The organism is Sporolactobacillus mangiferae, assembly GCF_023336505.1.
In the GTDB taxonomy this organism is placed as follows: Bacteria; Bacillota; Bacilli; order Bacillales; family Sporolactobacillaceae; genus Sporolactobacillus; species Sporolactobacillus mangiferae.
Genome location: NZ_JAMAST010000002.1, coordinates 93,795 through 116,376, shown reverse-complemented (window position 1 = coordinate 116,376; position 22,582 = coordinate 93,795). Strand labels below are relative to the sequence as shown.

Below are 22,582 nucleotides of genomic sequence, written 5' to 3'. Positions count from 1 at the left end.
TCGGGATCAAAGACAAAAAGAGGATGGTTTCATGAAAATTGTTTTTATGGGCACACCAGATTTCGCTGTCCCTGTCCTGAAGCATCTGCTGGAGGACCCCAGGTATACGGTAGCCTGCGTGGTGACCCAGCCAGATCGCCCAAAAGGAAGAAAACATCAATTAACGCCACCGCCTGTTAAAGTTCTGGCACAAAGTTACTCGATACCGGTACTGCAGCCCGAAAAAGTAAGAAGTTCGGATGCGGTCAATGCGATTCTTTCCCATGAGCCGGAGCTTCTTGTCACGGCTGCATATGGTCAGATTCTGCCTGAATCTTTGCTCAAAGGTCCGACGCTCGGCTGTGTGAATGTCCACGCCTCACTTCTTCCTGCCTATCGGGGAGCAGCACCGATCCAGCAATCGATCATTGACGGACGGAAAGAAACCGGTGTGACGATCATGTATATGGTCAAGCAGCTTGATGCCGGAGATATCCTGTCTCAAGTGCGTGTACCCATTGATGATAATGATACGTTTGGCACGCTGCATGATAAATTAAGCATAGCAGGCAGCAATTTATTGATGGATACACTTCCGAAAATCGCCGGAGGCTCATTAAAACCCGTGCCTCAGAATGAAGCAGATGCAACGTTTGCACCAAGTATTCAGCATAAAGACGAAAAGATAGACTGGACAAAGGAAGCTATTGCAATTCGCAATTTAATCCGTGGTTTGAATCCATTCCCCGGGGCTTACACACGAATGAACGGCCAGATTTTTAAAATTTTTGCGGCAGAACAGGCAGACATGAAGACAACGGAAAAGCCAGGTACAGTAATTCAGTGCACCGAAGATGAATTGGTTGTTGCGACGGGCAATGATCAGACGCTTAAAGTGATCGAATGCCAGCCAGCCGGGAAAAAAAGGATGCTTGTAGCCGATTTTTTACGAGGCACAAAGATAGAACCGGGCATCGTCCTCGGAGAGCGATCATGAAAAGAAGGGAGACTGCAAGGGAGACTGCCTTAAATTTACTGATGTCCGTTGTCAGGGACGGCGCGTACAGCCAGATCGCGCTGAATGATGCTCTGAATGATGGCCAGCTTTCGGATCGTGACAAAGCTCTGGTGACCACGCTTGTATATGGCGTGCTTCAACGGAAACTGACCTTGGCGTACTATTTGTCTTACTTTGTTGATCGGAAGCGCAGGATTGATGACTGGGTGGAGATGCTTCTTTACATGTCCTTCTACCAAAAAGCCTTTCTGGATCGAATACCGGATCATGCCATGGTCAATGAAGCGGTAATGATTGCAAAGAAAAGAGGACATCAGGGAATTGCCGGTTTCGTCAATGGCGTACTTCGAAAAATGCTGCGTGAAGGGTTACCTGATCCCTCGGTCATTGAATCACCAGAAAGACGCATGGCCATTCAAAATAGCCATCCCGAATGGATGATGCATCTATGGACAGAGCAGTGGGGGCAAGAGGTGGCTGTGCGCATCGCGGAAGCAGATAACGTTCCGCCAAGTGTATCCGTAAGAGTCAATCGATTAAAAGGATCTCCTGAAGAACTGGTGAAACGGTTGGCAGCCGAAGGAGTCTCTGCTGTTCACGGGCATCTGTCCCGTGATGGTTTGATCATTAAGGGCGGACATGCCGCAGGTACGGATGCATTTCAGGAAGGGCTGTTCACCATTCAGGATGAGAGCTCAATGCTTGTTGCGGATGCGGTAGCGCCAAAAGCGGGAATGCACATTCTTGATGCCTGTGCCGGCCCCGGTGGCAAAACCACGCATTTGGCTGAACGACTGAAAAATACAGGCAAAGTTGTTGCACTTGATTTGCATCCGCATAAAACGCAGCTCATTGAACGTTCTGCAACGCGCCTTGGTCTGAACAATATTGAAACACTTGCTATGGATGCACGTTGCACGCGGGCTCATTTCGCTGATGCAACCTTTGACCGTGTGCTTCTTGATGTCCCCTGTTCAGGGTTGGGGGTTATCAGGCGGAAACCTGAGATCAAATGGAGTAAAACCGCCGATGAAATTAAGGGGCTGATCCCCATTCAGCGCAGGCTGCTTGATGAAACGGCATCACTTGTCACACCCGGAGGCTGGCTGATCTACAGCACGTGCACAATTCATAAAGAAGAGAATGAACGGCAGATTTCGGCTTTTCTGGCAAAACATCCGGAGTTTCAGGCGGAACCGACGTTTTCAGAGCGAATGCCGAGGAAAGAAATGGATTCGCCGGCAGGAACGCTGCAAGTAATGCCGTATATGTTTCACAGCGACGGATTCTTTATCAGTTGTCTGAGGCGCAAAGGATGATCCAACAGAGGTGATATGTGTGATAGCTGAGTGGAGTACCCATTCCGGAATGATCCGGGAACAAAATGAAGACAGCATCGGAGTATTTCATGCTGAAGGGGCACTGCTTGCCATAGTTGCTGACGGGATGGGCGGACATGCCGCCGGGGAAGTGGCAAGTAAGATGGCTATTGATTGTGCCTCCGAAAGATGGAAAGCACATGCCGGGACTTTTACAAGAAAAGAAGCGAGTTCCTGGCTGAATCACTTGGTGCGAAGCTTGAATCTTCAGTTGTTCGAGTACGCACAGAATCATGCGGAGTGTCACGGCATGGGCACGACTTTTGCGGTTGCGCTCTGCACGGATCAGTGGATTGCCGTTTCTTCAGTAGGTGATAGCAGGATATACATATGGCATGAAGGAGAACCGATCAGACAGCTTACCGAAGATCACACATTCGTTAATGAACTGCTGAAAAGTGGGCAAATCACGAAGGAAGAGGCAGCCTCCCATCCAAAACGGCACATATTAATGCGTTCTCTTGGAACGGAACCAACGATTGCTTTGGACACCTCTGTCATTGACTGGGGGAGCGGATCACATATACTTATATGTTCTGATGGATTGACGAATAAACTTTCAGACGGACAGCTAAGTAAAATTATGGAATGTCAGGCAAGTATGCATGAGAAAACGGAAATGATGATTCAAGAGGCCAATCGCGCCGGAGGAGAAGACAATGTCTCGGTAGTCATTATTTCCCAAGATGGTGATGGTGAGAAACAATGATTGGAAAACGTGTTGGCGGAAGATATCAGATTATATCCCGACTCGGTGAAGGCGGCATGGCGATTGTTTATAAAGCAAAGGATCTCATATTAGATCGTTTTGTAGCCGTAAAAACGCTAAGGCCGGAATTGGCAGATGATGAAGAGTTTGTTCGCAGATTTCATCGGGAGGCAGAATCGGTGACAAGCCTGTCTCATCCGAATATAGTTGCGATTTACGATATCGGTGAAGAAGATTGCTACTATATTGTGATGGAATATGTTGAAGGCATGACGCTTAAGGAATTCATCAGAGACTATTCACCGGTATCGATTGATGAAGCGATTCACATCATGAAGCAGATTATACTGGCTATTGCGCATGCGCACGAACATGGTATTGTACATCGCGATATAAAGCCGCAAAATATACTGATTGATGAGTCGGAGCATGTAAAAGTTACAGATTTTGGAATTGCCCTTGCCGTCAGCGGAGCAACCATTACCTACACACATTCAATTATGGGCTCTGCGCACTATCTTTCTCCGGAACAGGCAAAAGGCGGCAAGGCAACTGTAAAATCGGATATTTACGCGATTGGTATTGTCATGTTCGAACTGCTGACCGGAAAACTGCCATTTCCGGGAACCTCTCCGGTTTCCGTCGCGCTGAAGCATCTGAGTTCCCCGATGCCGTATCCACGTGATTTTCGAGCGGATATCCCGCAGGCAGTCGAAAATGTAATGATTCGCGCGCTTGCCAAAGATCCATCGGATCGTTATAATCACGTCACCGATATGTATCAGGATATTCTAACGGCTCTTAATCCTGAAAGAGCGCATGAACTACGACTCATACTGAATGATCCAGTGGAGAACGATGAACAGGAAGAAGACCTGGAAAAAACGATTAAAATGGCACCAATCAAGAAATCAGCTGCGTCAGAAGACAGACCGGATAAAAAGCAGCCATCGACAGAAAAAAGCAAAAAAAAATCGAGAGCCAGGAAATGGTTGACAGCTTCGGGTATATTGCTCTTGCTGATAACAGCAGGCCTGGTTCTTGGCATGACTCTCCTGCCTCGATTATTCTACGTATCTAATGTGCGCGTACCAGATGTAGCGGGAAAAACGTACCAATCAGCGAAAAAGATGCTTGAAAATCAAGATCTGAAGGTTGTACGAACGGATCGCGTAAGCAATTCGGTCGCAAAGGGCAAGATAATCAGCCAGAACCCGGAAGCGGGTGCTGAAGTGAAGTCCGGAGCCGAGGTTGCACTCGTTGTCAGCAAAGGGGCAAAAAGCGTTTCGGTGGACAATTATGTCGGTTACAGCCGGGAAACCGTTTCCTCTGTGCTTGAGGATGCCGGATTTAAAGATGTTGTCTGGCATGAAGAAAAATCCACCAGCGTACCGGAAGATGAAATCATAAAGCAAAATCCGAAAGCCGGAGAAAAAGTAGTGCCGTCCAAGACAGTCCTGGAACTTACATACAGTTCCGGTAATCCGCAAGTGACCGTTCCCGATTTAGATAAAAAAACAAAAAGTGAGGCCAGTAAATTGCTTGAAGATGCCGGTTTAAAAGCGGATTTTTCACAGGCAGAATTCTCGGACACAGTAGAGAAAGGGCTTGTGCTTGATCAGAATCCTGCAGCCGGAAGTCTGATGGAACGCGGTGCTTCAGTGACCGTGACCCTTTCCAAAGGGAGCGAGGCTAAGCCGAAAGAGATTGACCAACCAATCAAAGTGATCTATCCAGGCAGCAATACCCCGTCCCAAAACGGCAACGGGCCATCAAGTAAGTCTGAACCGACACCGATTCATGTTCAGATTTATTACACAGACGCAAATCACAGTGATTCACTGTTTGCCGATGAGAAAATAACCGAGACAAAAACGTATGCTATCCCTTTCACGATCAATCCAAATGAAAAGGGAACATACAGAGTGCTGATTGACGGGACCGAACGAAAAACAGGAACGGTAGATTATCCGGATTAAACCAACTATAAGGAGTCTTTCCCATTGCCTGAAGGGACAATTATCAAAGCGTTAAGCGGATTTTATTATGTGAAAAACGGTCATAAACAGATCCAATGCCGCGCGCGTGGCCTGTTTCGCAAGCAAGGCATCAGTCCGCTTGTTGGTGATCATGTCGTGTATGAAGCTGAAAATGGGAATGACGGTTATATTCTATCAGTTAAAGCACGTAAGAACGCCTTGAAGCGTCCGCCGATTGCAAATGTGGATCTGGCAGTTCTCGTTTTTTCTGTTGCTGAACCTGCTTGTGACTGTGTTCTTCTTGACCGTTTTCTCATTGCAATGGAAACGCAGAACATTAAATCGTTGATTTGCTTTACAAAATGGGATTTGTTATCTGAGAGTGAACAGGTGTCCTTTCGCTCCCGGTTTGCTGTTTATGAACAGATCGGTTATCATTTGATCTTTACATCGTGCAAACAGGGAGAAGGGCTTGAAAAACTTAAATCATCGATACAAGAAAAAATCAGTGTCGTCACCGGCCAGTCCGGTGTGGGAAAATCAACTCTTCTCAATCATTTGGATACTTCTTTGAATATTGAAACACAAGCCATTTCACATGCTCTAGGGCGTGGCAAACATACGACCAGACATGTTGAGTTACTGCCAGTTTCGCTGCATGGCTTTGTCGCTGATACTCCGGGATTCAGCGCTTTGACGTTGCCTGAGCTGACTGATTCGCAGCTGGCTGATTGTTTTCCCGAATTTGATCAGTATCGTGAAGGCTGCCGTTTCAGAGGCTGCATGCATCTTGCTGAGCCTGATTGCATGGTTAAACAGGCAGTCGCTCAGGGGAAAATCAGTCAGTCACGCTATGAACACTATCGGCTTTTTTTTCATGAATTAAGCGAACGTGAACGAAATAAATATTAAAATGTCATTTTAAATTGCAAGTAAAAATGGTGTGCCGCTTCTCATCAATCAACCAACACGAAAAAAATGAGCCAATGTTTAACGGTGCAAAACGAACAGAGAATCGGAGAGGATCTAAGTGAAAATGGGAATTGTCGCTGGCGGCCCGGAAAATCTGATTCCTGACCTTACCGGCCCGGATTTTGCAGATATTCTGTGGGTCGGCGCAGATCACGGAACCATTTTGTTGATGAAACAAAAAATCCGTCCGATCTGTGCATTTGGTGATTTTGATTCACTTTCTCCAGAGGAGCGCGCCTTTCTGGAAGCAAGTAAAGTTGAAGTGCATGCTTATATACCCGAAAAGGATAAAACCGATCTTGAACTGGCACTTGACTGGGTGTTAAAACAAAATCCCGATCAATGTATTCTGTGCGGCGTAACAGGAGGACGAATGGATCATGGCTTGGCTGCAGTTCAGTTACTAATGAAATCAGTCGAACGAAAGACGGATTTAATGATTGTTGATAAAAATAATCGGATCACTTTATTAGCACCGGGCACATATGCTATAAAGAACGATCCGTCTTTCCGTTATCTTTCTTTCCTTGCTTTGACAGAACGTGTTCAGGGGCTTCATTTATCCGGGGTAAAGTACCCGCTTGAAAACGCAATTTTACCGCTCGGCTCCAGCTTGTGTATCAGTAATGAACCGCAGTCTGACGTGTTTACCGTTGCGTTTGATCAGGGTTATCTGTTAATGATGCGATGCCGGGATCAACTGGGCACTTAATGATTGGTCATAGTTTCGGCTTTTGTCTCATATATTCTAGAAGCACGTGATAAAGGATGACGGCGCTTGAGACAAGGAGGAGCAGTGCGATGAAATTTTATACGATTAAACTGCCACGCTTTTTAGCCAGTATTGTGAGAGCGCTCCTCGGTTCATTTAAGAAGGGGTAAGCAGGCTCACATGATCAAAAAAGACATCTCAGAGGAGATGTCTTTTTTGGTTACGGCAAAAATCAGTCTGTACAAATCACTGTATGATTGTTTTTTCACGAATGAGCCGATCCGTATGGAAAGTCACATAACTGTGTTTTTAAGCGCGTTCCACTTTGCCTGCTTTAAGCGCTTTTGTAGAAACATACACGCGTTTTGGTTTTCCATCAACAAGGATACGGACTTTCTGCAAATTGGCTTTAAACGTTCTTTTTGATTTATTTTCAGCAAATGAACGGTTCTGACCGAACTTCGTCGTTTTGCCGGTAACAAAGCATCGACGTCCCATGTAATTAACCTCCCTGAACTTGCAATTCAATTTACGCAATATCTTTATAGTAACACGTGCCATTTACGTGTGCAACCAGCAAATAGAAAAATCCCACGCGCTTCGCCCGCCTGTGTCTGACCAGCTTTAAAAAAAGAGAGAGCTAGTGTAAAATAGCATAAAGTTAAGTGAAGTGAAAACTGCTTAGGAAAAGGTGCGTATATACGGAACAAGAATACATTCGGGAGGTAGATGAAATCGATGACTGTTTCCATCACGAATAGCTATGGACAAATCGATATATCGATTGATGTGATTGCAAAAATTGTTGGTGGTGCGGCAATGGACTGTTACGGTATTGTCGGCATGGCTTCAAAAAATCAAATTAAGGACGGATTCACAGAGCTGCTGAAGAAAGATAACTTCAGCCGCGGTGTCATTGTACGGTTCGATGAAAATCAGAATTTATTGATTGATATGTATATTATTGTCAGCTATGGCACCCGCATTTCGGAAGTAGCGGGTAATGTACAGACTAAGGTCAAGGAAACGCTTAATAAGACGCTCGGCTTAAATGCAGCTTCGATCAATATTTTCGTACAGGGTGTCCGCCTTACCGATGATGAAACGTCTGAAGAACATTCCTGAAAAGGTGGGATATGTATGAAGTACCGAAGCGTTTTTGACATTATTGGTCCGGTCATGGTCGGCCCTTCAAGTTCGCATACTGCCGGTGCTGCAAAAATTGGGAGAATGGCTCGTAAGCTGCTCGGCGTTCGACCCGAACAGGCTGTGGTCACTTTGTACGGTTCTTTTGCGGAAACGTATCGAGGGCATGGTACTGATGTAGCGATCGCAGCGGGTTTGCTTGATTTCGATGAAAGCAGTCAGCAGCTTCCGGAGGCACTGAAAATTGCTGAACAAGTGGGCATGCATGTGCGTTTTGAAGCAGATACGCGTACTCCGGTAGACCAGCCTAATACGGCCAGAATCAGCATTGCGGCCGGAGAACGTCAACTTGAACTGGTTGGTGTTTCAATAGGCGGGGGAAAAATCGAAATTACTGAGGTAAACGGCTTTTCGATCTCCTTGTCCGGCAGCAATCCAGCACTTCTTGTGCTTCACCATGATAAATATGGGGCGGTGGCAGAAGTTGCCGGCTTGATCGCACAGCATGAAATGAATATTTCATATATGGAAGTTTCACGTCAGGAGAAAGGGCAACTGGCACTTATGATCATTCAGACTGATGAAGAGATTGGCGAAGAACTTCCTTCTGAAATTTCAGGGCTGCCCAATATATTGAACGTTGCCGTTTTATCGTAACGTCATATTTTTCAGAAAAGAGGTGTTCTTATGTTTCAAACCGTTGATGAACTAATCAAAATGGCCTCTGAGCAGCGTCTAAGCATTTCTGAAGTGATGATTCGAACGGAAATGGAAACCACGGGAAAAAGCCGTGAGGCGATTCTGTCTAAAATGGCGGATCAGCTGCTGGTGATGGAGCAGGCAGTTCATCGAGGGATTCATGAAGACATCAAATCACGATCAGGCCTCTCAGGCGGGGATGCTCGGCTTTTAAAGCGCTACATCGAAGGCGGGCAGATGCTGTCAGGGTCTGTTTTGCTTGGTGCGGTGAGCAATGCGATGGCGACAAATGAAGTGAACGCGGCAATGGGGACGATTTGCGCGACACCAACTGCAGGCTCTGCCGGCGTCGTACCGGGAGTTTTGTTCGGATTGAAAAACAAGCTGAATCCAACGCACGAAGCAATGGTCAACTTTCTTTTTACCGCAGGTGCTTTTGGCTTTGTTATTGCAAATAATGCGTCGATTTCAGGGGCTGCCGGCGGCTGTCAGGCTGAAATCGGCTCTGCGACCGGCATGGCTGCCGCCGCTGCCGTGGAAATGGCCGGAGGGACGCCTGAGCAGTCGGCACATGCAATGGCCATTGCACTGGGAAATATGCTTGGCCTGATCTGCGACCCTGTTGCCGGACTGGTTGAGGCCCCCTGTGTCAAGCGCAATGCAATTGGTGCGTCCAATGCAATCGTTGCGGCAGATATGGCTCTGGCAGGAATAAAGAGCATTATTCCTTGTGATGAAGTGATTGATGCCATGTATCGTGTCGGAAGAATGATGCCGACTGCTCTAAGAGAAACAGCATTAGGAGGTCTTGCTGACACAAAGACCGGTCGCGAATTGAAAAAACGCATTTTTGGCAGTGCGCCTTCATCATCCGGAGTTAAGGAGCAATGAAAGCACCCCGGTTACATATACCCATTCATTATTTAAAGGGTGTTGGTCCTCGGCTTGCTGGCGATTTAGAACACTTGGGCATTAAAACAATCGATGATCTGTTTGCATACTATCCTTATCGGTATGACGAATATGAGTTGAAGGACCTGGCTGAAGTAAATGATCAGGAACAGACGACCATTGTTGGAAAAATCCAGAGTGAGCCGTTACTTCACTATTATGGGAAAAAGAAATCTCGGTTGACAGTACGCATCCTTTCCGGCAAATATTTGATTCAGGTCGTTCTTTTCAATCGACCCTTTTTAAAGAGAACATTGACACTTGGCAGCGTTGTGACTGTCACGGGTAAATGGGATCGTAATCGGGCAATGCTGACCGCATCGGAAATTCATGCCGGTGAGCCGGATCCAGGCTCAAAATGGTCACCAGTGTACACTGCATGCTCAGGAATATCTGTAAGAAAGCTTCGAGCGCTTGTAAAACAGGCATTTATTCAGTACCCCGATTGTATAAAAGAAAATTTACCGGCTGCATTTATTGAACGCTATCGATTAACCGGTAAACGTGAAGCAGTTCGCACGATCCATTTTCCAGAGGATCAGGAACAGCTTCGTCAGGCGAGAAGAAGGCTTGTTTATGAAGAATTTTTGCTGTATGAATTAAAACTGCATGCTTATAAACAGTTAAAACGTGTTTCACAGAATGGTGTGCAGATGAATATAGACCGTCCTGCTGTGCAAAAATTTATTGAGGCACTTCCATTTGCACTCACAGCTGCACAGGAAAGGGTGGTCAATGAAATTTTATCTGACATGGGTGCCGCTTTTTCGATGAACCGGCTGCTGCAGGGTGATGTCGGATCAGGGAAAACCATCGTGGCAGCCATTGCTCTCTATGCGGCTGCAGTCAGTGGCTATCAGGGGGCGCTCATGGTACCGACTGAAATACTCGCTGAACAGCATGCCGATCAGCTGGATGGACTGTTTGCGCCTTATGGAATTACGACGGGCCTGCTGACAGGCAGTGTCCGTGGTAAACGACGGGGCACATTGCTTCGTGGCCTGGCAGAAGGGAAAATCAATGTTCTGGTCGGAACGCATGCGTTGATTCAACCGGAAGTCATTTTTCGGAAACTCGGACTTGTCGTTACGGATGAACAGCATCGTTTTGGTGTCCGCCAGCGTGGTGCACTTCGTCTTAAGGGAAAAGAGCCGGATATTTTATACATGACCGCGACACCGATTCCGCGTACGCTTGCTTTGTCCGTATTTGGTGATATGGATGTATCGACCATTGATCAGCTTCCGGGCGGGAGAAAGAAGATTAAGACGTACTGGGTTCAGGAAAAGATTATTGACCGCGTGATCCATTTTATGCGGAACGAACTGGAACAGGGCAGACAAGCTTATGTCATTTGTCCTCTGATTGAGGAATCGGAGCAGCTGGATGTTCAGAATGCAATTGATGTATACACACATCTCTCTCAGGCACTTCCGGAATTCAAAGTGGCATTAATGCACGGCAGGCTTACGCCTGAGGAAAAAGAAGCGGCGATGGATGCATTCAAAAAGAAAGAGGTACAGGTGCTTGTCTCTACGACCGTTGTAGAAGTGGGTGTCAATGTGCCCAATGCATCACTGATGATCATTTACGATGCAGATCGATTCGGATTGTCACAGCTGCACCAGCTTCGGGGGCGCGTGGGCAGAGGAAATGTACAATCTTACTGTATACTGCTTGCAGATGCAAAGTCTGAAACGAGTAAAGAAAAAATGAGGCTGATGGCAGAAACAACGGATGGATTCAAGCTGTCCGGCTATGATCTCAAGCTTCGTGGTCCCGGAGATTTTTTTGGATCAAAACAAAGCGGGCTTCCAAATTTCAGACTTGCCGATATGATTCATGATTATCGTACGCTTACCGTTGCTCGTGACGATGCGTCGCGACTGGTCAAAAGTCATGAATTCTGGCATGCGGACTGTTACGCACCTCTCAGAGAAACGCTAGCTGAATCGGGCCTGACACAGACCGTTCATTTAGATTAAATGAAACCAAAATGGAGGCAATCACGTAGTTTATGCGAAAAATAAAATAAGGATCGTTGCGCCATCTGTCCGCCGCAGGTTAGTTATGGTATACTAACTATTATTACCTAGTCTTAACGTGAACCTTCACAAGAGAGTACTAAAATGGCGGTGTCTCGCAAATGAGAAAAAGTAAAAAGGACAGGCAGGCATCATTGAAACAGACAATTGATGACAATCCGTTTATTACTGATGATGAACTGGCGAAAAAATTTGCAGTCAGTGTGCAGACCATTCGGCTGGACCGGCTTGAGTTGTCGATTCCGGAGTTAAGGGAACGGATTAAACATGTAGCAAAACGGCAGTTTGACGACGTCAAGGCACTGCATAAAGAAGAAGTCATCGGTGATATTCTCGATTTACAGCTGGATTCCAGCGCGATTTCCATACTTGAAATAGAGCCTGAATTCGTCTTTTCAAGAACCGGAATTGCGCGCGGACATCATTTGTTTGCACAGGCTAATTCCCTTGCCGTGGCGGTAATTAACGATGACTTAGCGCTGACATCCAAGGCGGACATTCAATTTATCCGACCTGTAAAATCAGGGGAACGCGTTGTCGCAAAGGCAAGAGTCACACGCAAGGAGCGTGTACGTACAATTGTTGCGGTAGACAGTTACTCAGGGCATGATCATGTTTTTAAAGGTGTGTTCACCATGTACCGCGCACATGGAGGAAAAAACGGTTGAACAGAAACGTAATGAACAATTGGAACCGATTGGATCGGGCACAGCTATGTCGGAGGTTGGTCTATTGAGTAAAGTTGCATTTGTTTTTCCTGGGCAGGGTTCTCAGGAAGTCGGCATGGGAGCCGATTTAATCGAAAGTTATTCGGAAGCCAGAGAAATGTTTCGAGCAGCAGACGGGTATTTGGACTTTCAACTGACGCATCTTATTCTGAGCGGCCCGTCCGGAGAGTTAACAAAAACAGAAAATACCCAGCCTGCTCTTCTTACAGTCAGTGCTGTGCTTCATGCACTTCTCCGGAACCGTGGCATCAAGCCAGATTATGTAGCCGGACACAGTCTGGGCGAATACAGTGCCCTGTATGCTGCTGGTGTATTCAGTTTCGAGGATGCTGTCCAGGCAGTACGCAAAAGAGGACTTCTGATGGAAGCAGCCGTCCCCGAGGGGCAGGGAACAATGGCCGCGGTCCTTGGCATGGATGCTGATCAATTGACGGAAATATGCGCAAACGTTTCACAGGAAGGCGATCCGGTGCAGACAGCGAATATTAATTGTCCCGGACAAATCGTCATTTCCGGGACCGTTGCCGGTGTAAAAAAAGCATCGGAACGGGCAACGGAAGCAGGTGCCCGCCGAGTCGTTCCTTTATCTGTCAGTGGGCCGTTTCACTCATCTCTGATGAAACCCGCTGCTGAAAAAATGCGGGCAGTTCTGGATACTTGCAAGATCCAGAATGCGGTGATACCAGTAATTGCCAACAGTTCGGCACAGGTGGAAACAGGAATTGATGAAATCCGTGAACATTTAATTGAGCAACTTTATTCACCGGTCCGTTGGACTGAGTCAGTCGAGCGGCTTGTTGACTTAGGTGTTGATACATTTGTAGAAGTCGGGCCCGGCAAGGTTCTCTCCGGACTGATTCGCAAAATCAATAGGAAGCTGACCGTTTATCAAGTGCATGACGTCCCAAGTCTTACGGATGTGTCTGAGAAGTTAAAGGAGCGTGCATAATAAGATGAGTCTTGAAAGCAAGGTCGCACTTGTTACCGGAGCATCCAGAGGAATCGGCCGCGCAGTGGCGCTCAGGCTGGCACGGCTTGGTGCATCAATAATTGTGAATTATTCCGGAAATCAGGAGCGTGCCGAGGAAACAGCGGCGGAAATTCGTGCTTATGGCAGCGATGCATTGATCTGTCAATGCGATATTTCGGATGAAAGTGCGGTACAGGCGATGGTGAAACAGTCTCTTGCGCATTTTGGAAAAATCGACATCGTTGTCAATAACGCTGGAATTACGCGTGATGGCTTGCTGATGCGTCTGAAAGAAGAGGACTGGGATGCCGTTATCAATACGAATTTAAAGGGCGTGTTTCATGTCACAAAAGCTGTGCTGAGACCGATGATGCGGCAAAAATCGGGAAGAATTATCAATATAGCTTCTGTCGTTGGTATTTTAGGCAATCCGGGACAGGCCAATTATGTTGCAGCTAAGGCAGGCGTTATCGGTTTAACAAAGGCGACTGCCCGTGAAGTTGCATCAAGAGGAATTACTGTCAATGCCGTAGCTCCTGGCTTCATTGTCACCGATATGACCAATCAGCTTTCTGAAGACGTGAAAGAAAAAATGAAACAGGAAATTCCGCTCGGCAAGCTTGGAACTCCAGAAGATGTTGCTGGTGTCGTCGCGTTTCTTGCTTCTGATGACGGCAGCTATATGACGGGACAGACATTAAGTATTGACGGCGGTATGGCAATGCAATAAAATGATTTAGGCATGCTGAAAAAGAATGAAAATCAGTCAGTACCAGATGTACTCCTGAGAAAGCTTTCAGGGTATTTCCTTTTCTCCCGATATTCGGGACGGAGAGCCGAATAATTTGTGAATGCCCTCGAGAGGAGGTGACGACATGGCAGAAGAAGATGTTCTGACACGTGTCAAGAAAATCGTTGTCGATCGCTTAGGCGTAGATGAAGCGGATGTTAAGCTTGAAGCTTCATTTAAAGACGATCTGGACGCCGATTCACTTGACATCGTAGAACTTGTCATGGAGCTTGAAGATGAATTTAATTTGGAAATCTCCGATGAAGATGCGGAAAAAATTCAGACCGTTGGTGACGTCGTATCTTACATAGAGAGCCATAAATCCTGACATTCTAACCGTGAGTCCCGTTTTTATAAACCCGTTTATAAAGGCGGGATTTCTTGTATAAGAAAGTATAAGATTTTAGCTGAGCATAAAAGTGTAAGCCAGATGCGAAAGGTGAGACGCCTGCGGGATTGTCCCAGTTGATGCGTGCCAGCGAGATCGCGCAGATTACAGCTTGCCCGGGGAGGCTCGCGGTGCGCCCGCGGTATGCGAGCAGCTGGAGTGTCCGTCAGGCACAAGATCAGCGGAAAAGATCTGGAATCAGCCTGGCTTTTCTAATACTACTAAGAAGGTTTGAAGTTCAACGGATTATAAGTGCGACGGCGTTAAGTAAGCACAGGGAAATAGACGATTAAAAACAATCGCAGACTTTAACAAAGCCATTTGAAAAGTCCATGGGGCAAGGCAGCTCCGGCTTAAAAGCAGAACGAGAGAAATTTGCGTCCAAGCAGGTCATTGCCAGCCTGCCATGAATGGGTATAATACAAAAACAGATACCTTAAGGAGGTGATACACGTGTCGGGTTCAAAAAAAATACGTGTTCAGGAAAAAGAGACGACAGACAGATTGCATCAGTTTTTGAATGAATTTTCCTTCACGTTTAATAATGAAGATCTATTGAAAGAAGCTTTTACTCATTCATCCTATGTGAATGAGCATCGTCGCAAATCGCAGACCGATTATGAACGGCTTGAATTTCTTGGAGATGCGGTTTTAGAGCTGCTTATCTCGCAGCATTTGTTTAAAAACTATCCGCATTTGACAGAAGGAGATATGACAAAACTGCGTGCGGCCATTGTCTGTGAAACGGGATTGGTTCAGTTCGCGTCCTCTCTCTCATTTGAGGATAAAATTTTTCTCGGTCGAGGAGAAGAGGTGACCGGAGGACGGCAGCGCCCTTCATTGTTGGCCGATGTTTTTGAGGCGTTTATCGGCGCGCTTTATCTTGACCAGGGACTTGGCGAGGTCGAGCGTTTCCTGAAAAAAGTCGTATACCCAAGAATCAGCGACGGTTCTTTTTCCCATGTGATGGATTATAAAAGCCAGCTGCAAGAGACAATTCAAAGAAAAAATCTTGGCGAACTTGATTATGCGCTCGTTTCTGAAAAAGGACCTGCGCATCATCGGGAGTTTATGTCTCACGTACTGCTGAATGGAGAAATTATTGGTGTAGGCAAGGGACATTCCAAGAAAGATTCGGAACAAAGTGCTGCGCGCAAAGCGCTTAAGAACCTCGCCGGGTAACAAAAGCAGCCGGGTACGCTCGGCTGTTTTTGTTACCTAACGGATGCGTTAAAAAGATTAAGTTAAGATGAATGATTGGCAGGAAATGGAGGGATCAGTATGTTCCTCAAACGTCTGGACGTTTCAGGTTTTAAATCATTTGCGAATAAAACATCTGTAGAGTTTGTTCCGGGCGTAACGGCTGTTGTTGGCCCAAACGGAAGCGGTAAAAGCAATATTACGGAAGCCATCCGCTGGGTTCTTGGTGAGCAATCAGCCAAATCGCTTCGAGGATCAAAAATGGAAGACATCATTTTTTCCGGAAGTGATGCAAAAAAAGCCGTCAATATGGCTGAAGTGACGCTAACGCTTGATAACAGCGATCAATATATTCCTATGGACTTTAGTGAAATCAGCGTCACGCGGCGAGTGTTTCGTTCAGGCGAAAGTGAATTCCAGTTGAACAAGCAAAGCTGTCGATTGAAAGACATTGTTGATCTGTTCATGGATTCCGGTCTCGGTAAAGAGGCATACTCGGTTATCGGACAAGGAAAAATTGACGAGATTTTAAACAGCAAAGCCGAAGAAAAACGAAAAATATTTGAGGAAGCCTCAGGTGTCCTTAAATATAAATTAAGAAAACAGGCTGCCGAAAAGCAATTGAACGAATCGGAAGACAGTTTAAACCGTGTGGAAGATATTTTGCATGAATTGAATGATCGGCTCAGTCCCCTTGAGCAGCAAGCTTCAATTGCTCGAGAATATCTTCAGAAAAAAAGTGAACTAGAAGAAGTGGACATTGCTTTGCTTGCTCATGACATTAACGAAGTGCACGGCAAATGGGAGCACTTAAAGAAAGCAGTTCAGCAACTTCAACAAGTCAAGGCGGAGCACGCCGATGAAACGGAAGTGCTCGCGCGGCAGTTTCGCTCCGGAAGATCCGAGCTTGAAGCAATGGATCAATGTATTGAAATAAAACAGGCGGAATGGGCGCAATCCGGCGAACAGCTTGAGAAGCTAATTGGCCAGAAACAGGTCCTTAACGAACGGAAAAAACATGCCGAGAGCAATGCTGAGGAATTGAAAGAGCGAACGATCCGATTGGAGCAGCAGTTAGTCCAAGAGCGGCAGATGCTTGATCAGACGCATGAAAAAAATCAGACGGAGCAGGTGGCTCTGGCAGAGTTGCGGCAGAATCTTGCAAACAAGCAGAGCGAATACCAGGGCCTTGAGCAAAATCTGGATGAACGGATAGAAAAACTCAAAAGTAACTATATTGAAATTTTGAACCAGCAAGCATCAATGCGCAATGAACACCGCTATTTATCAGAACAGGTAAAATCACTCGAATCGAAAAAGGTGCGTATTCAGTCCAACACAGCGGATATTAAAGCGGCAGCAGAGGCGGCAGGAACAAAGAAAGCTGCTTTGGCTGAACGTCTGAATCAGGCAGGCGCTGATGGAACGCAGCTGCAGAATCAATTTGACACGGTCCGCCAGCGACTGGATAAGGAACAAAAGCACTATACGAAAGAAAAAGACGCGATTCTCAAAATAAGCAGCTATATTGATCAGGCACAGTCAAGAAAAGATTTGCTGAAGTCACTTAAGGAAGACTATGCAGGTTACTTTCAGGGCGTCAAAGCAGTATTGAAAAATCGTAAAAAACTTGCAGGCATACATGGCGCAGTCGCCGAATTAATTCAGGTGAAGAAAAAGTATGGCACAGCAATTGAAACGGCACTCGGCGGGGCAGCCCAGCACATTGTTGTTTCCGATGAAGCGACAGGCAGGGAAGCCATTCAGTTTCTGCGTCGAAATAAAGCAGGCAGAGCGACCTTCCTTCCGCTCTCAACCATTCGTCCGAAAGCAGTTCCGGCGGCAGATTATCAGCGATTGCGTCAAAATCCTGCTTTTATGGGTACAGGTTCTGAAGTGCTGACGTATGCACCGACCTACCGGCCGGTTATAAACTTTTTGCTGGGAACGGTGATTATTTCCAAAAATCTGGAGGGCGCAAGCGAACTGGCGAGGCTGGTCAACTATCATTATCGAATCGTAACTCTTGAGGGTGATGTTGTTGCACCAGGCGGAGCGATGACCGGCGGCAGCGTCAAGCAGCATCAGACAGGTTTAATCGGCCGAAAAACGGAAATCGATGAATTAAGCCGTCAAATCAAAGAAATGCAGACTAAAAGAACGCAACTGCAAAATGATTTTACGCAGCTGAAAAATCAGATTGCCGCAGATGAACTTGAGTGTGAGAAAACACGCCAGGCAGTTCAGGATGCCCTGACGCAGTACCGCATGCTTGAAACCAAGAAGCGTGAGGCGGAAGCAGAGGAAAAAGCCTGTCTTGAGAAATATCATCTGCTTACGCGAGAAAATGGTGATTTTAATGCTGAACAAAAGAAAATTTCTGATCGGCTGAAGCAGATAGATATCGATCTGAGCGTTTTTGAAAAAAAGGGCGCTGCACTGACGGAGCAAATCGAAAAACTGACAAAGAGCCGGGAAGACATTGATTCATTAAAACGAGATATTCAGTCTGAGATTACAGCGCTCAAGGTGAAAATAGCGGAGCAGGGCCAGATCGTAGCTCATCAAAAAGAAAAAGCGGCTCAATCGGAAAAACGTGTACAGGAACTTGAAAAATCAATCCATTTACTTCGTCACTCGGCAACGGGAATCGATTCGGAAATAGAAGATCAGCATGTCAATGCAGAAAAACTGGACGGTTTAATTGACGAAGCGAAAACGGTGAAAGATGGTCTGATGAATGAGCTGGCGAAGTTGCGTGAATCACGGCGCATGAAACAGAAGGAACTTGCCGATGAAGAACAACGAATAGCAAGACAGCGCAGTGCACTGGAGCAAATCAGCACGGAACTCCAGGAAAAGAAAGTAGTTCTTGGCCGCTTAGATGTTCAGCTGGATCACCTTTTAAACACATTAAGAGAAGAATACGGACTGACCGTTGAAGCAGCAAGGGATCAGCACAAGCTGAATATGGATGTGGCTGATGCGCGAAAAAAAGTGAAATTGATTAAACGTGCCATTGAGGAATTAGGCACGGTCAATCTGGGCGCTATTGAAGAATATGAAACGGTGAGCGAACGTCAGCAGTTTTTGTCCGCGCAGCGAGCAGATCTGCTGAAAGCCCGGGAAACTTTAGCTCACGTCATGTCTGAAATGGATGAAGTCGTTGAAAAACGGTTTATCGATACATTTAATAAAATCCGAACGCATTTTCAAAATGTTTTTCGCGAACTTTTCGGTGGCGGGCGAGCCGATCTTCAGCTTATCGATCCTGACCAGCTGCTGACAAGCGGTGTTGAAATTCTTGCTGAGCCTCCCGGTAAAAAACTTCAGCGCCTGTCGCTGTTATCCGGAGGGGAACGTGCGCTGACAGCGATCGCCCTGCTTTTTGCCATTCTAAAGGTGCGACCGGTACCTTTCTGTGTTCTGGACGAAGTCGAGGCGGCTCTTGACGATGCCAATGTTGATCGATACGCAGCTTTTCTGAAAAAATTCAGTTTTGATACACAATTTATTGTTGTCACACACAGACATGGAACGATGGAAAAATCAGATGTCCTCTATGGTATCACCATGCAGGAATCCGGTGTATCAAAAATGGTATCGGTAAAACTTGAAGAAACTGAAGAATTACTTGCTGCGGGAAAAGAGTAAGACTCGAGACGCTTTTTATCTCAACTCAACTTGAAACTCAAGTAAGCTATTATTCGCGCAAAACGGTGAAAAATGAGCCGAAAAACCAGCAATATAATGGTTAACAGAACTTAACGATAAAAGACAGGAGCGTTCGACATGGGCTTTTTTAATAATATGAAAAACCGGCTTACAGGACGAACTCATTCGGTGACTGATAAATTCAGAGACGGATTGTCAAAAACAAGGCACTCGTTGGCGGAGCAGATGAATAATCTGGTCAAAAAATATCGCAGAGTTGATGAGGATTTCTTTGATGAATTAGAGGAATTACTGATTGAGTCCGATGTCGGCATGACGACGGTCATGGACTTGGTTGATCGGCTGAAAGATGAAGCGCGCACTCGGAATATTAAAGAGACTGCTTTACTTAAAGACGTAATCATTGAAGTGCTTTCCGATTTTCTGATCCGAAGCAAGGAAGATACGGAACTTAATCTGAACCCTTCAGGGCTTAGTGTGATACTGCTGGTTGGTGTAAATGGAGCAGGGAAGACAACGACAATCGGCAAACTGGCCAATCGATTGAAAAGCGAAGGCAAAAGCGTCCTGCTTGCTGCGGCGGATACATTCAGAGCCGGTGCTATTGATCAGCTACAGGTCTGGGGGGATCGGACGGGCATTGATGTCATTAAACATCAGGAAGGCTCGGATCCCGCTTCGGTTGTTTTCGATGCGCTCCAGGCAGCAAAGTCACGCAAAACCGATGTCCTGCTTTGTGATACGGCGGGAAGGCTGCAAAATAAAGTTAACCTGATGAAAGAGCTTGAAAAAATAAAACGTGTCATTACGCGGGAGTGCCCTGGCGCTCCCCATGAAGTTTTGCTTGTGCTGGATGCGACAACCGGTCAAAATGCGCTGAACCAGGCAAAGTTGTTCCGACAGGCGTCTGAAGTGACCGGCATTGTGCTGACTAAACTCGATGGGACCGCGAAAGGCGGCATTGTGCTGGCTATCCGCAATGAACTTGATATTCCGGTTAAGCTGGTCGGCTTAGGTGAACAACTGAATGATCTCCAGACATTCGATGCGGACGCATTTCTTTATGGACTTTTTTCCGAATGGTTTCAATCTGAAGACGGGGCAGATCCTGAGTCACTTAATTAGTGAACGGTTCTGTGCCCAAGGGTTACTTGACATTTGGAAGAAAAACCTGTATGATTTCCCGTGTAAAGTAAAATGCCTTTACATCTAAGGGGATTTGCTATGCTTGAGAAGGTTTTAAGAGTTAATGCCCTATATGATTTTTATCAGCCGCTTCTCACCCCAAAACAACAGGACTATCTTAATCTTTACTACCTGAACGACTTTTCACTTGGCGAAATTGCAGAACGGAAACAGGTGACAAGGCAGGCCGTTTACGATAATCTGAAACGAGCTGAGCACGCACTTGAAGATTTCGAACAGCGGCTGGGACTTTTTCGCAAGTATGAAATCCGTGTTACTGTACTTTCAAAAATGAAGCAACTGGCTGGGCGTTTAAATAGTAAAGAAAAACAAAAACTAGATTCTTTTATTTATGAATTAGAGAATTTAGATTAGGAAGTGAGAAGTATGGCATTCGAAAGTCTTTCGGACCGATTGCAGGCTACGATGAAGCGAATTCGCGGCAGGGGAAAAGTTAGCGAAGCAGATGTGAAACAGATGACGCGTGAGATTCGGTTGGCACTGCTTGAGGCGGATGTGAACTTTAAAGTAGTTAAAAAATTCGTCAAGAGCATTCAGGAGCGCGCTGTCGGTCAGGAAGTTCTAAAAAGTCTGACTCCCGGACAACAGGTTATTAAAGTAGTGCAGGAGGAACTGACCGATCTGATGGGCGGAACGCAGACAAAGATTAACTTTGCCCTGAAGCCGCCAACCGTCTTGCTGTTTGTTGGGCTGCAAGGTGCAGGCAAGACAACCTCCGCAGCCAAGCTTGCTTATTATATTCGCAAAACCCATAATAAGAATCCTTTGATGATTGCCGCCGATATCTATCGGCCGGCGGCGATCAAGCAGCTGCAAACCTTAGGCGGGCAGCTGAACATACCGGTTTTTTCTCTCGGCGACAAAGTCAGCCCGGTAGAAATTGTTCGCCAGGGAATGGAGCAGGCAAGAGCAAATCATCATGATCTGGTACTCATTGATACTGCCGGACGTCTTCATATTGATGAGGGACTTATGGATGAACTTGAGCAGATTAAAGAAGTCAGCCATCCGGATGAAGTGTTCCTTGTTGTTGATGCGATGACTGGACAGGATGCTGTTAATGTGGCAACCGCTTTTAATGATCGCCTGTCACTTACCGGTGTTGTGATGACAAAACTGGATGGTGACACGCGGGGCGGGGCGGCATTATCGATTCGTTCAGTTACAGGAACACCGATCAAGTTTGTCGGAATGGGCGAAAAAATGGACGCTCTTGAGCCATTCCATCCTGACCGTATGGCTTCCCGGATTCTCGGAATGGGTGATGTGCTGTCTTTGATTGAGAAGGCCCAGGCAACGATCGATGAAGAAAAGGCGCGCGACATGCAGCAGAAACTGCTCTCTGTCACTTTTACACTCGACGATTTTCTCGAACAAATCGGTCAGGTCCGCAACATGGGGCCATTGGAAGATTTGCTGGCGATGATGCCTGGAGCCAATCGCTTCAAGGGCATGAAAAATATGCAGGTCGATGAGAAAAAAATTGATCAGATCCAGGCAATCATTCGCTCCATGACCCCAGGTGAAAAAACGGATCCGGATATTATCAATGCGAGTCGCAAAAAGCGTATTGCGCTTGGAAGCGGCACATCGGTCGCTGACGTTAACCGATTGCTGAAGCAGTTCAAAGACATGAAAAAAATGATGAAACAATTTATGGGCAAAGGCAAAAAGCGCAATCCTTTTAATTTACCATTTATGCAATGAAAATTTTATGAAATTTATTAAGTACAGGAGTTGTTGATTATGTCAGTTAAAATTCGTCTCAAACGCATGGGTGCTAAAAAGCGTCCGTTTTACAGAGTAGTGGTTGCTGATTCTCGCGCGCCGCGTGATGGTCGCTTTATTGAAGAAATCGGTACCTACAATCCGGTCGCAACGCCAAAAACATTTACGGTCGATGAAGAAAAAGCTTTAGACTGGCTGTCCAAGGGCGCGCAACCATCAGATACCGTGCGCAACCTGTTCTCCAAACAAGGCATCATGGAGAAATTCCACCTTTCTAAACTGCAAAAATGATGATTTGGGCGGAAAAC

The 22,582-nt window shown here is 46.2% G+C and carries 22 protein-coding genes; 21 read left to right on the top strand and 1 reads right to left on the bottom strand.

The genetic code is table 11. The features are described 5' to 3' along the window. The first annotated feature begins 31 nt into the window (after nucleotides 1-31). From fmt to spoVM, 7 genes are all read left to right on the top strand, one after another. Complete coding sequence (gene fmt / locus M3N64_RS02990; protein WP_249097231.1) at nucleotides 32-976, top strand: methionyl-tRNA formyltransferase; 945 nt, start codon at nucleotides 32-34, stop codon at nucleotides 974-976. Beyond that, a complete protein-coding gene (gene rsmB / locus M3N64_RS02985) occupies nucleotides 973-2,316 on the top strand; it encodes a 16S rRNA (cytosine(967)-C(5))-methyltransferase RsmB (protein ID WP_249097230.1) in 1,344 nt (447 codons plus the stop codon). The genes fmt and rsmB overlap by 4 nt, the downstream gene beginning before the upstream one ends. A 19-nt stretch (nucleotides 2,317-2,335) precedes the next feature. Beyond that, nucleotides 2,336-3,085 carry a Stp1/IreP family PP2C-type Ser/Thr phosphatase gene (locus M3N64_RS02980; protein ID WP_249097225.1) on the top strand — a complete coding sequence of 250 codons (750 nt, stop codon included), beginning with the start codon at nucleotides 2,336-2,338 and terminating at the stop codon, nucleotides 3,083-3,085. Next, the gene (pknB, locus tag M3N64_RS02975) at nucleotides 3,082-5,064 is read left to right on the top strand and encodes a Stk1 family PASTA domain-containing Ser/Thr kinase (protein WP_249097224.1); all 1,983 of its coding nucleotides are present in this window, start codon (nucleotides 3,082-3,084) and stop codon (nucleotides 5,062-5,064) included. Before M3N64_RS02980 ends, pknB begins: the two co-directional genes overlap by 4 nt. 24 nt (nucleotides 5,065-5,088) lie before the next feature. Continuing rightward, nucleotides 5,089-5,976, top strand: coding sequence for a ribosome small subunit-dependent GTPase A (rsgA, locus tag M3N64_RS02970; protein WP_249097223.1), 888 nt, complete (start codon nucleotides 5,089-5,091; stop codon nucleotides 5,974-5,976). 124 nt (nucleotides 5,977-6,100) lie between these two features. Continuing rightward, nucleotides 6,101-6,748 (top strand): thiamine diphosphokinase, encoded by a 648-nt coding sequence (locus M3N64_RS02965; RefSeq protein WP_249098549.1) that lies wholly within the window; start codon nucleotides 6,101-6,103, stop codon nucleotides 6,746-6,748. Nucleotides 6,749-6,837: 89 nt separating this feature from the next. Next, nucleotides 6,838-6,918, top strand: coding sequence for a stage V sporulation protein SpoVM (gene spoVM / locus M3N64_RS02960; RefSeq protein ID WP_010023251.1), 81 nt, complete (start codon nucleotides 6,838-6,840; stop codon nucleotides 6,916-6,918). Between the two features lie 139 nt (nucleotides 6,919-7,057). Here spoVM and rpmB read toward each other — a convergent pair whose 3' ends face one another. After that, nucleotides 7,058-7,246, bottom strand: a complete 189-nt coding sequence (rpmB, locus tag M3N64_RS02955) for a 50S ribosomal protein L28 (protein ID WP_249097218.1) — start codon at nucleotides 7,244-7,246, stop codon at nucleotides 7,058-7,060. 240 nt (nucleotides 7,247-7,486) lie between these two features. Here rpmB and M3N64_RS02950 point away from each other — a divergent pair, with 240 nt between their 5' ends. The 14 genes from M3N64_RS02950 (at nucleotide 7,487) to rpsP (ending at nucleotide 22,565) form a co-directional block, all read left to right on the top strand. Beyond that, nucleotides 7,487-7,873 (top strand): Asp23/Gls24 family envelope stress response protein, encoded by a 387-nt coding sequence (locus tag M3N64_RS02950; protein ID WP_249097217.1) that lies wholly within the window; start codon nucleotides 7,487-7,489, stop codon nucleotides 7,871-7,873. A 15-nt stretch (nucleotides 7,874-7,888) separates the two neighbouring features. After that, a complete protein-coding gene (sdaAB, locus tag M3N64_RS02945; protein ID WP_249097216.1) occupies nucleotides 7,889-8,551 on the top strand; it encodes an L-serine ammonia-lyase, iron-sulfur-dependent subunit beta in 663 nt (220 codons plus the stop codon). Nucleotides 8,552-8,581: 30 nt separating this feature from the next. Continuing rightward, a complete protein-coding gene (gene sdaAA / locus M3N64_RS02940; protein WP_249097213.1) occupies nucleotides 8,582-9,484 on the top strand; it encodes an L-serine ammonia-lyase, iron-sulfur-dependent, subunit alpha in 903 nt (300 codons plus the stop codon). Then, nucleotides 9,481-11,529, top strand: a complete 2,049-nt coding sequence (gene recG, locus M3N64_RS02935) for an ATP-dependent DNA helicase RecG (RefSeq protein WP_249097211.1) — start codon at nucleotides 9,481-9,483, stop codon at nucleotides 11,527-11,529. Before sdaAA ends, recG begins: the two co-directional genes overlap by 4 nt. 161 nt (nucleotides 11,530-11,690) lie before the next feature. Continuing rightward, a complete protein-coding gene (gene fapR, locus M3N64_RS02930; protein WP_249097209.1) occupies nucleotides 11,691-12,257 on the top strand; it encodes a transcription factor FapR in 567 nt (188 codons plus the stop codon). Nucleotides 12,258-12,321: 64 nt separating this feature from the next. After that, nucleotides 12,322-13,266 (top strand): ACP S-malonyltransferase, encoded by a 945-nt coding sequence (gene fabD / locus M3N64_RS02925; RefSeq protein WP_249097207.1) that lies wholly within the window; start codon nucleotides 12,322-12,324, stop codon nucleotides 13,264-13,266. A 4-nt stretch (nucleotides 13,267-13,270) separates the two neighbouring features. Beyond that, on the top strand, nucleotides 13,271-14,017 hold the full coding sequence (gene fabG / locus M3N64_RS02920; protein WP_249097205.1) for a 3-oxoacyl-[acyl-carrier-protein] reductase: 747 nt from the start codon (nucleotides 13,271-13,273) through the stop codon (nucleotides 14,015-14,017). A 145-nt stretch (nucleotides 14,018-14,162) separates the two neighbouring features. After that, a complete protein-coding gene (acpP, locus tag M3N64_RS02915) occupies nucleotides 14,163-14,405 on the top strand; it encodes an acyl carrier protein (RefSeq protein WP_249097203.1) in 243 nt (80 codons plus the stop codon). Nucleotides 14,406-14,918: 513 nt separating this feature from the next. Further along, complete coding sequence (gene rnc / locus M3N64_RS02910) at nucleotides 14,919-15,647, top strand: ribonuclease III (RefSeq protein ID WP_438270988.1); 729 nt, start codon at nucleotides 14,919-14,921, stop codon at nucleotides 15,645-15,647. A 99-nt stretch (nucleotides 15,648-15,746) separates the two neighbouring features. Then, nucleotides 15,747-19,319 (top strand): chromosome segregation protein SMC, encoded by a 3,573-nt coding sequence (gene smc / locus M3N64_RS02905; RefSeq protein ID WP_249097202.1) that lies wholly within the window; start codon nucleotides 15,747-15,749, stop codon nucleotides 19,317-19,319. Nucleotides 19,320-19,457: 138 nt separating this feature from the next. Next, complete coding sequence (ftsY, locus tag M3N64_RS02900; RefSeq protein WP_249097201.1) at nucleotides 19,458-20,465, top strand: signal recognition particle-docking protein FtsY; 1,008 nt, start codon at nucleotides 19,458-19,460, stop codon at nucleotides 20,463-20,465. A 99-nt stretch (nucleotides 20,466-20,564) separates the two neighbouring features. Further along, nucleotides 20,565-20,900, top strand: a complete 336-nt coding sequence (locus M3N64_RS02895; protein ID WP_249097192.1) for a putative DNA-binding protein — start codon at nucleotides 20,565-20,567, stop codon at nucleotides 20,898-20,900. 12 nt (nucleotides 20,901-20,912) lie between these two features. Then, nucleotides 20,913-22,253 carry a signal recognition particle protein gene (gene ffh, locus M3N64_RS02890; RefSeq protein ID WP_249097191.1) on the top strand — a complete coding sequence of 447 codons (1,341 nt, stop codon included), beginning with the start codon at nucleotides 20,913-20,915 and terminating at the stop codon, nucleotides 22,251-22,253. A 39-nt stretch (nucleotides 22,254-22,292) separates the two neighbouring features. Then, entirely contained in the window at nucleotides 22,293-22,565 is a 273-nt protein-coding gene (rpsP, locus tag M3N64_RS02885) for a 30S ribosomal protein S16 (RefSeq protein WP_249097190.1), read from the top strand. Nucleotides 22,566-22,582: the final 17 nt, after the last annotated feature.

What these genes read in the sequence shown, in the direction of transcription:
- fmt (WP_249097231.1), top strand. Translation starts at nt 32, where the DNA reads ATGAAAATTGTTTTTATGGGCACACCAGATTTCGCTGTCCCTGTCCTG.
- rsmB (WP_249097230.1), top strand. Translation starts at nt 973, where the DNA reads ATGAAAAGAAGGGAGACTGCAAGGGAGACTGCCTTAAATTTACTGATG.
- pknB (WP_249097224.1), top strand. Translation starts at nt 3,082, where the DNA reads ATGATTGGAAAACGTGTTGGCGGAAGATATCAGATTATATCCCGACTC.
- M3N64_RS02965 (WP_249098549.1), top strand. Translation starts at nt 6,101, where the DNA reads ATGGGAATTGTCGCTGGCGGCCCGGAAAATCTGATTCCTGACCTTACC.
- spoVM (WP_010023251.1), top strand. Translation starts at nt 6,838, where the DNA reads ATGAAATTTTATACGATTAAACTGCCACGCTTTTTAGCCAGTATTGTG.
- rpmB (WP_249097218.1), bottom strand. Translation starts at nt 7,246, where the DNA reads ATGGGACGTCGATGCTTTGTTACCGGCAAAACGACGAAGTTCGGTCAG.
- M3N64_RS02950 (WP_249097217.1), top strand. Translation starts at nt 7,487, where the DNA reads ATGACTGTTTCCATCACGAATAGCTATGGACAAATCGATATATCGATT.
- sdaAB (WP_249097216.1), top strand. Translation starts at nt 7,889, where the DNA reads ATGAAGTACCGAAGCGTTTTTGACATTATTGGTCCGGTCATGGTCGGC.
- sdaAA (WP_249097213.1), top strand. Translation starts at nt 8,582, where the DNA reads ATGTTTCAAACCGTTGATGAACTAATCAAAATGGCCTCTGAGCAGCGT.
- recG (WP_249097211.1), top strand. Translation starts at nt 9,481, where the DNA reads ATGAAAGCACCCCGGTTACATATACCCATTCATTATTTAAAGGGTGTT.
- fapR (WP_249097209.1), top strand. Translation starts at nt 11,691, where the DNA reads ATGAGAAAAAGTAAAAAGGACAGGCAGGCATCATTGAAACAGACAATT.
- fabG (WP_249097205.1), top strand. Translation starts at nt 13,271, where the DNA reads ATGAGTCTTGAAAGCAAGGTCGCACTTGTTACCGGAGCATCCAGAGGA.
- acpP (WP_249097203.1), top strand. Translation starts at nt 14,163, where the DNA reads ATGGCAGAAGAAGATGTTCTGACACGTGTCAAGAAAATCGTTGTCGAT.
- smc (WP_249097202.1), top strand. Translation starts at nt 15,747, where the DNA reads ATGTTCCTCAAACGTCTGGACGTTTCAGGTTTTAAATCATTTGCGAAT.
- ftsY (WP_249097201.1), top strand. Translation starts at nt 19,458, where the DNA reads ATGGGCTTTTTTAATAATATGAAAAACCGGCTTACAGGACGAACTCAT.
- M3N64_RS02895 (WP_249097192.1), top strand. Translation starts at nt 20,565, where the DNA reads ATGCTTGAGAAGGTTTTAAGAGTTAATGCCCTATATGATTTTTATCAG.
- ffh (WP_249097191.1), top strand. Translation starts at nt 20,913, where the DNA reads ATGGCATTCGAAAGTCTTTCGGACCGATTGCAGGCTACGATGAAGCGA.
- rpsP (WP_249097190.1), top strand. Translation starts at nt 22,293, where the DNA reads ATGTCAGTTAAAATTCGTCTCAAACGCATGGGTGCTAAAAAGCGTCCG.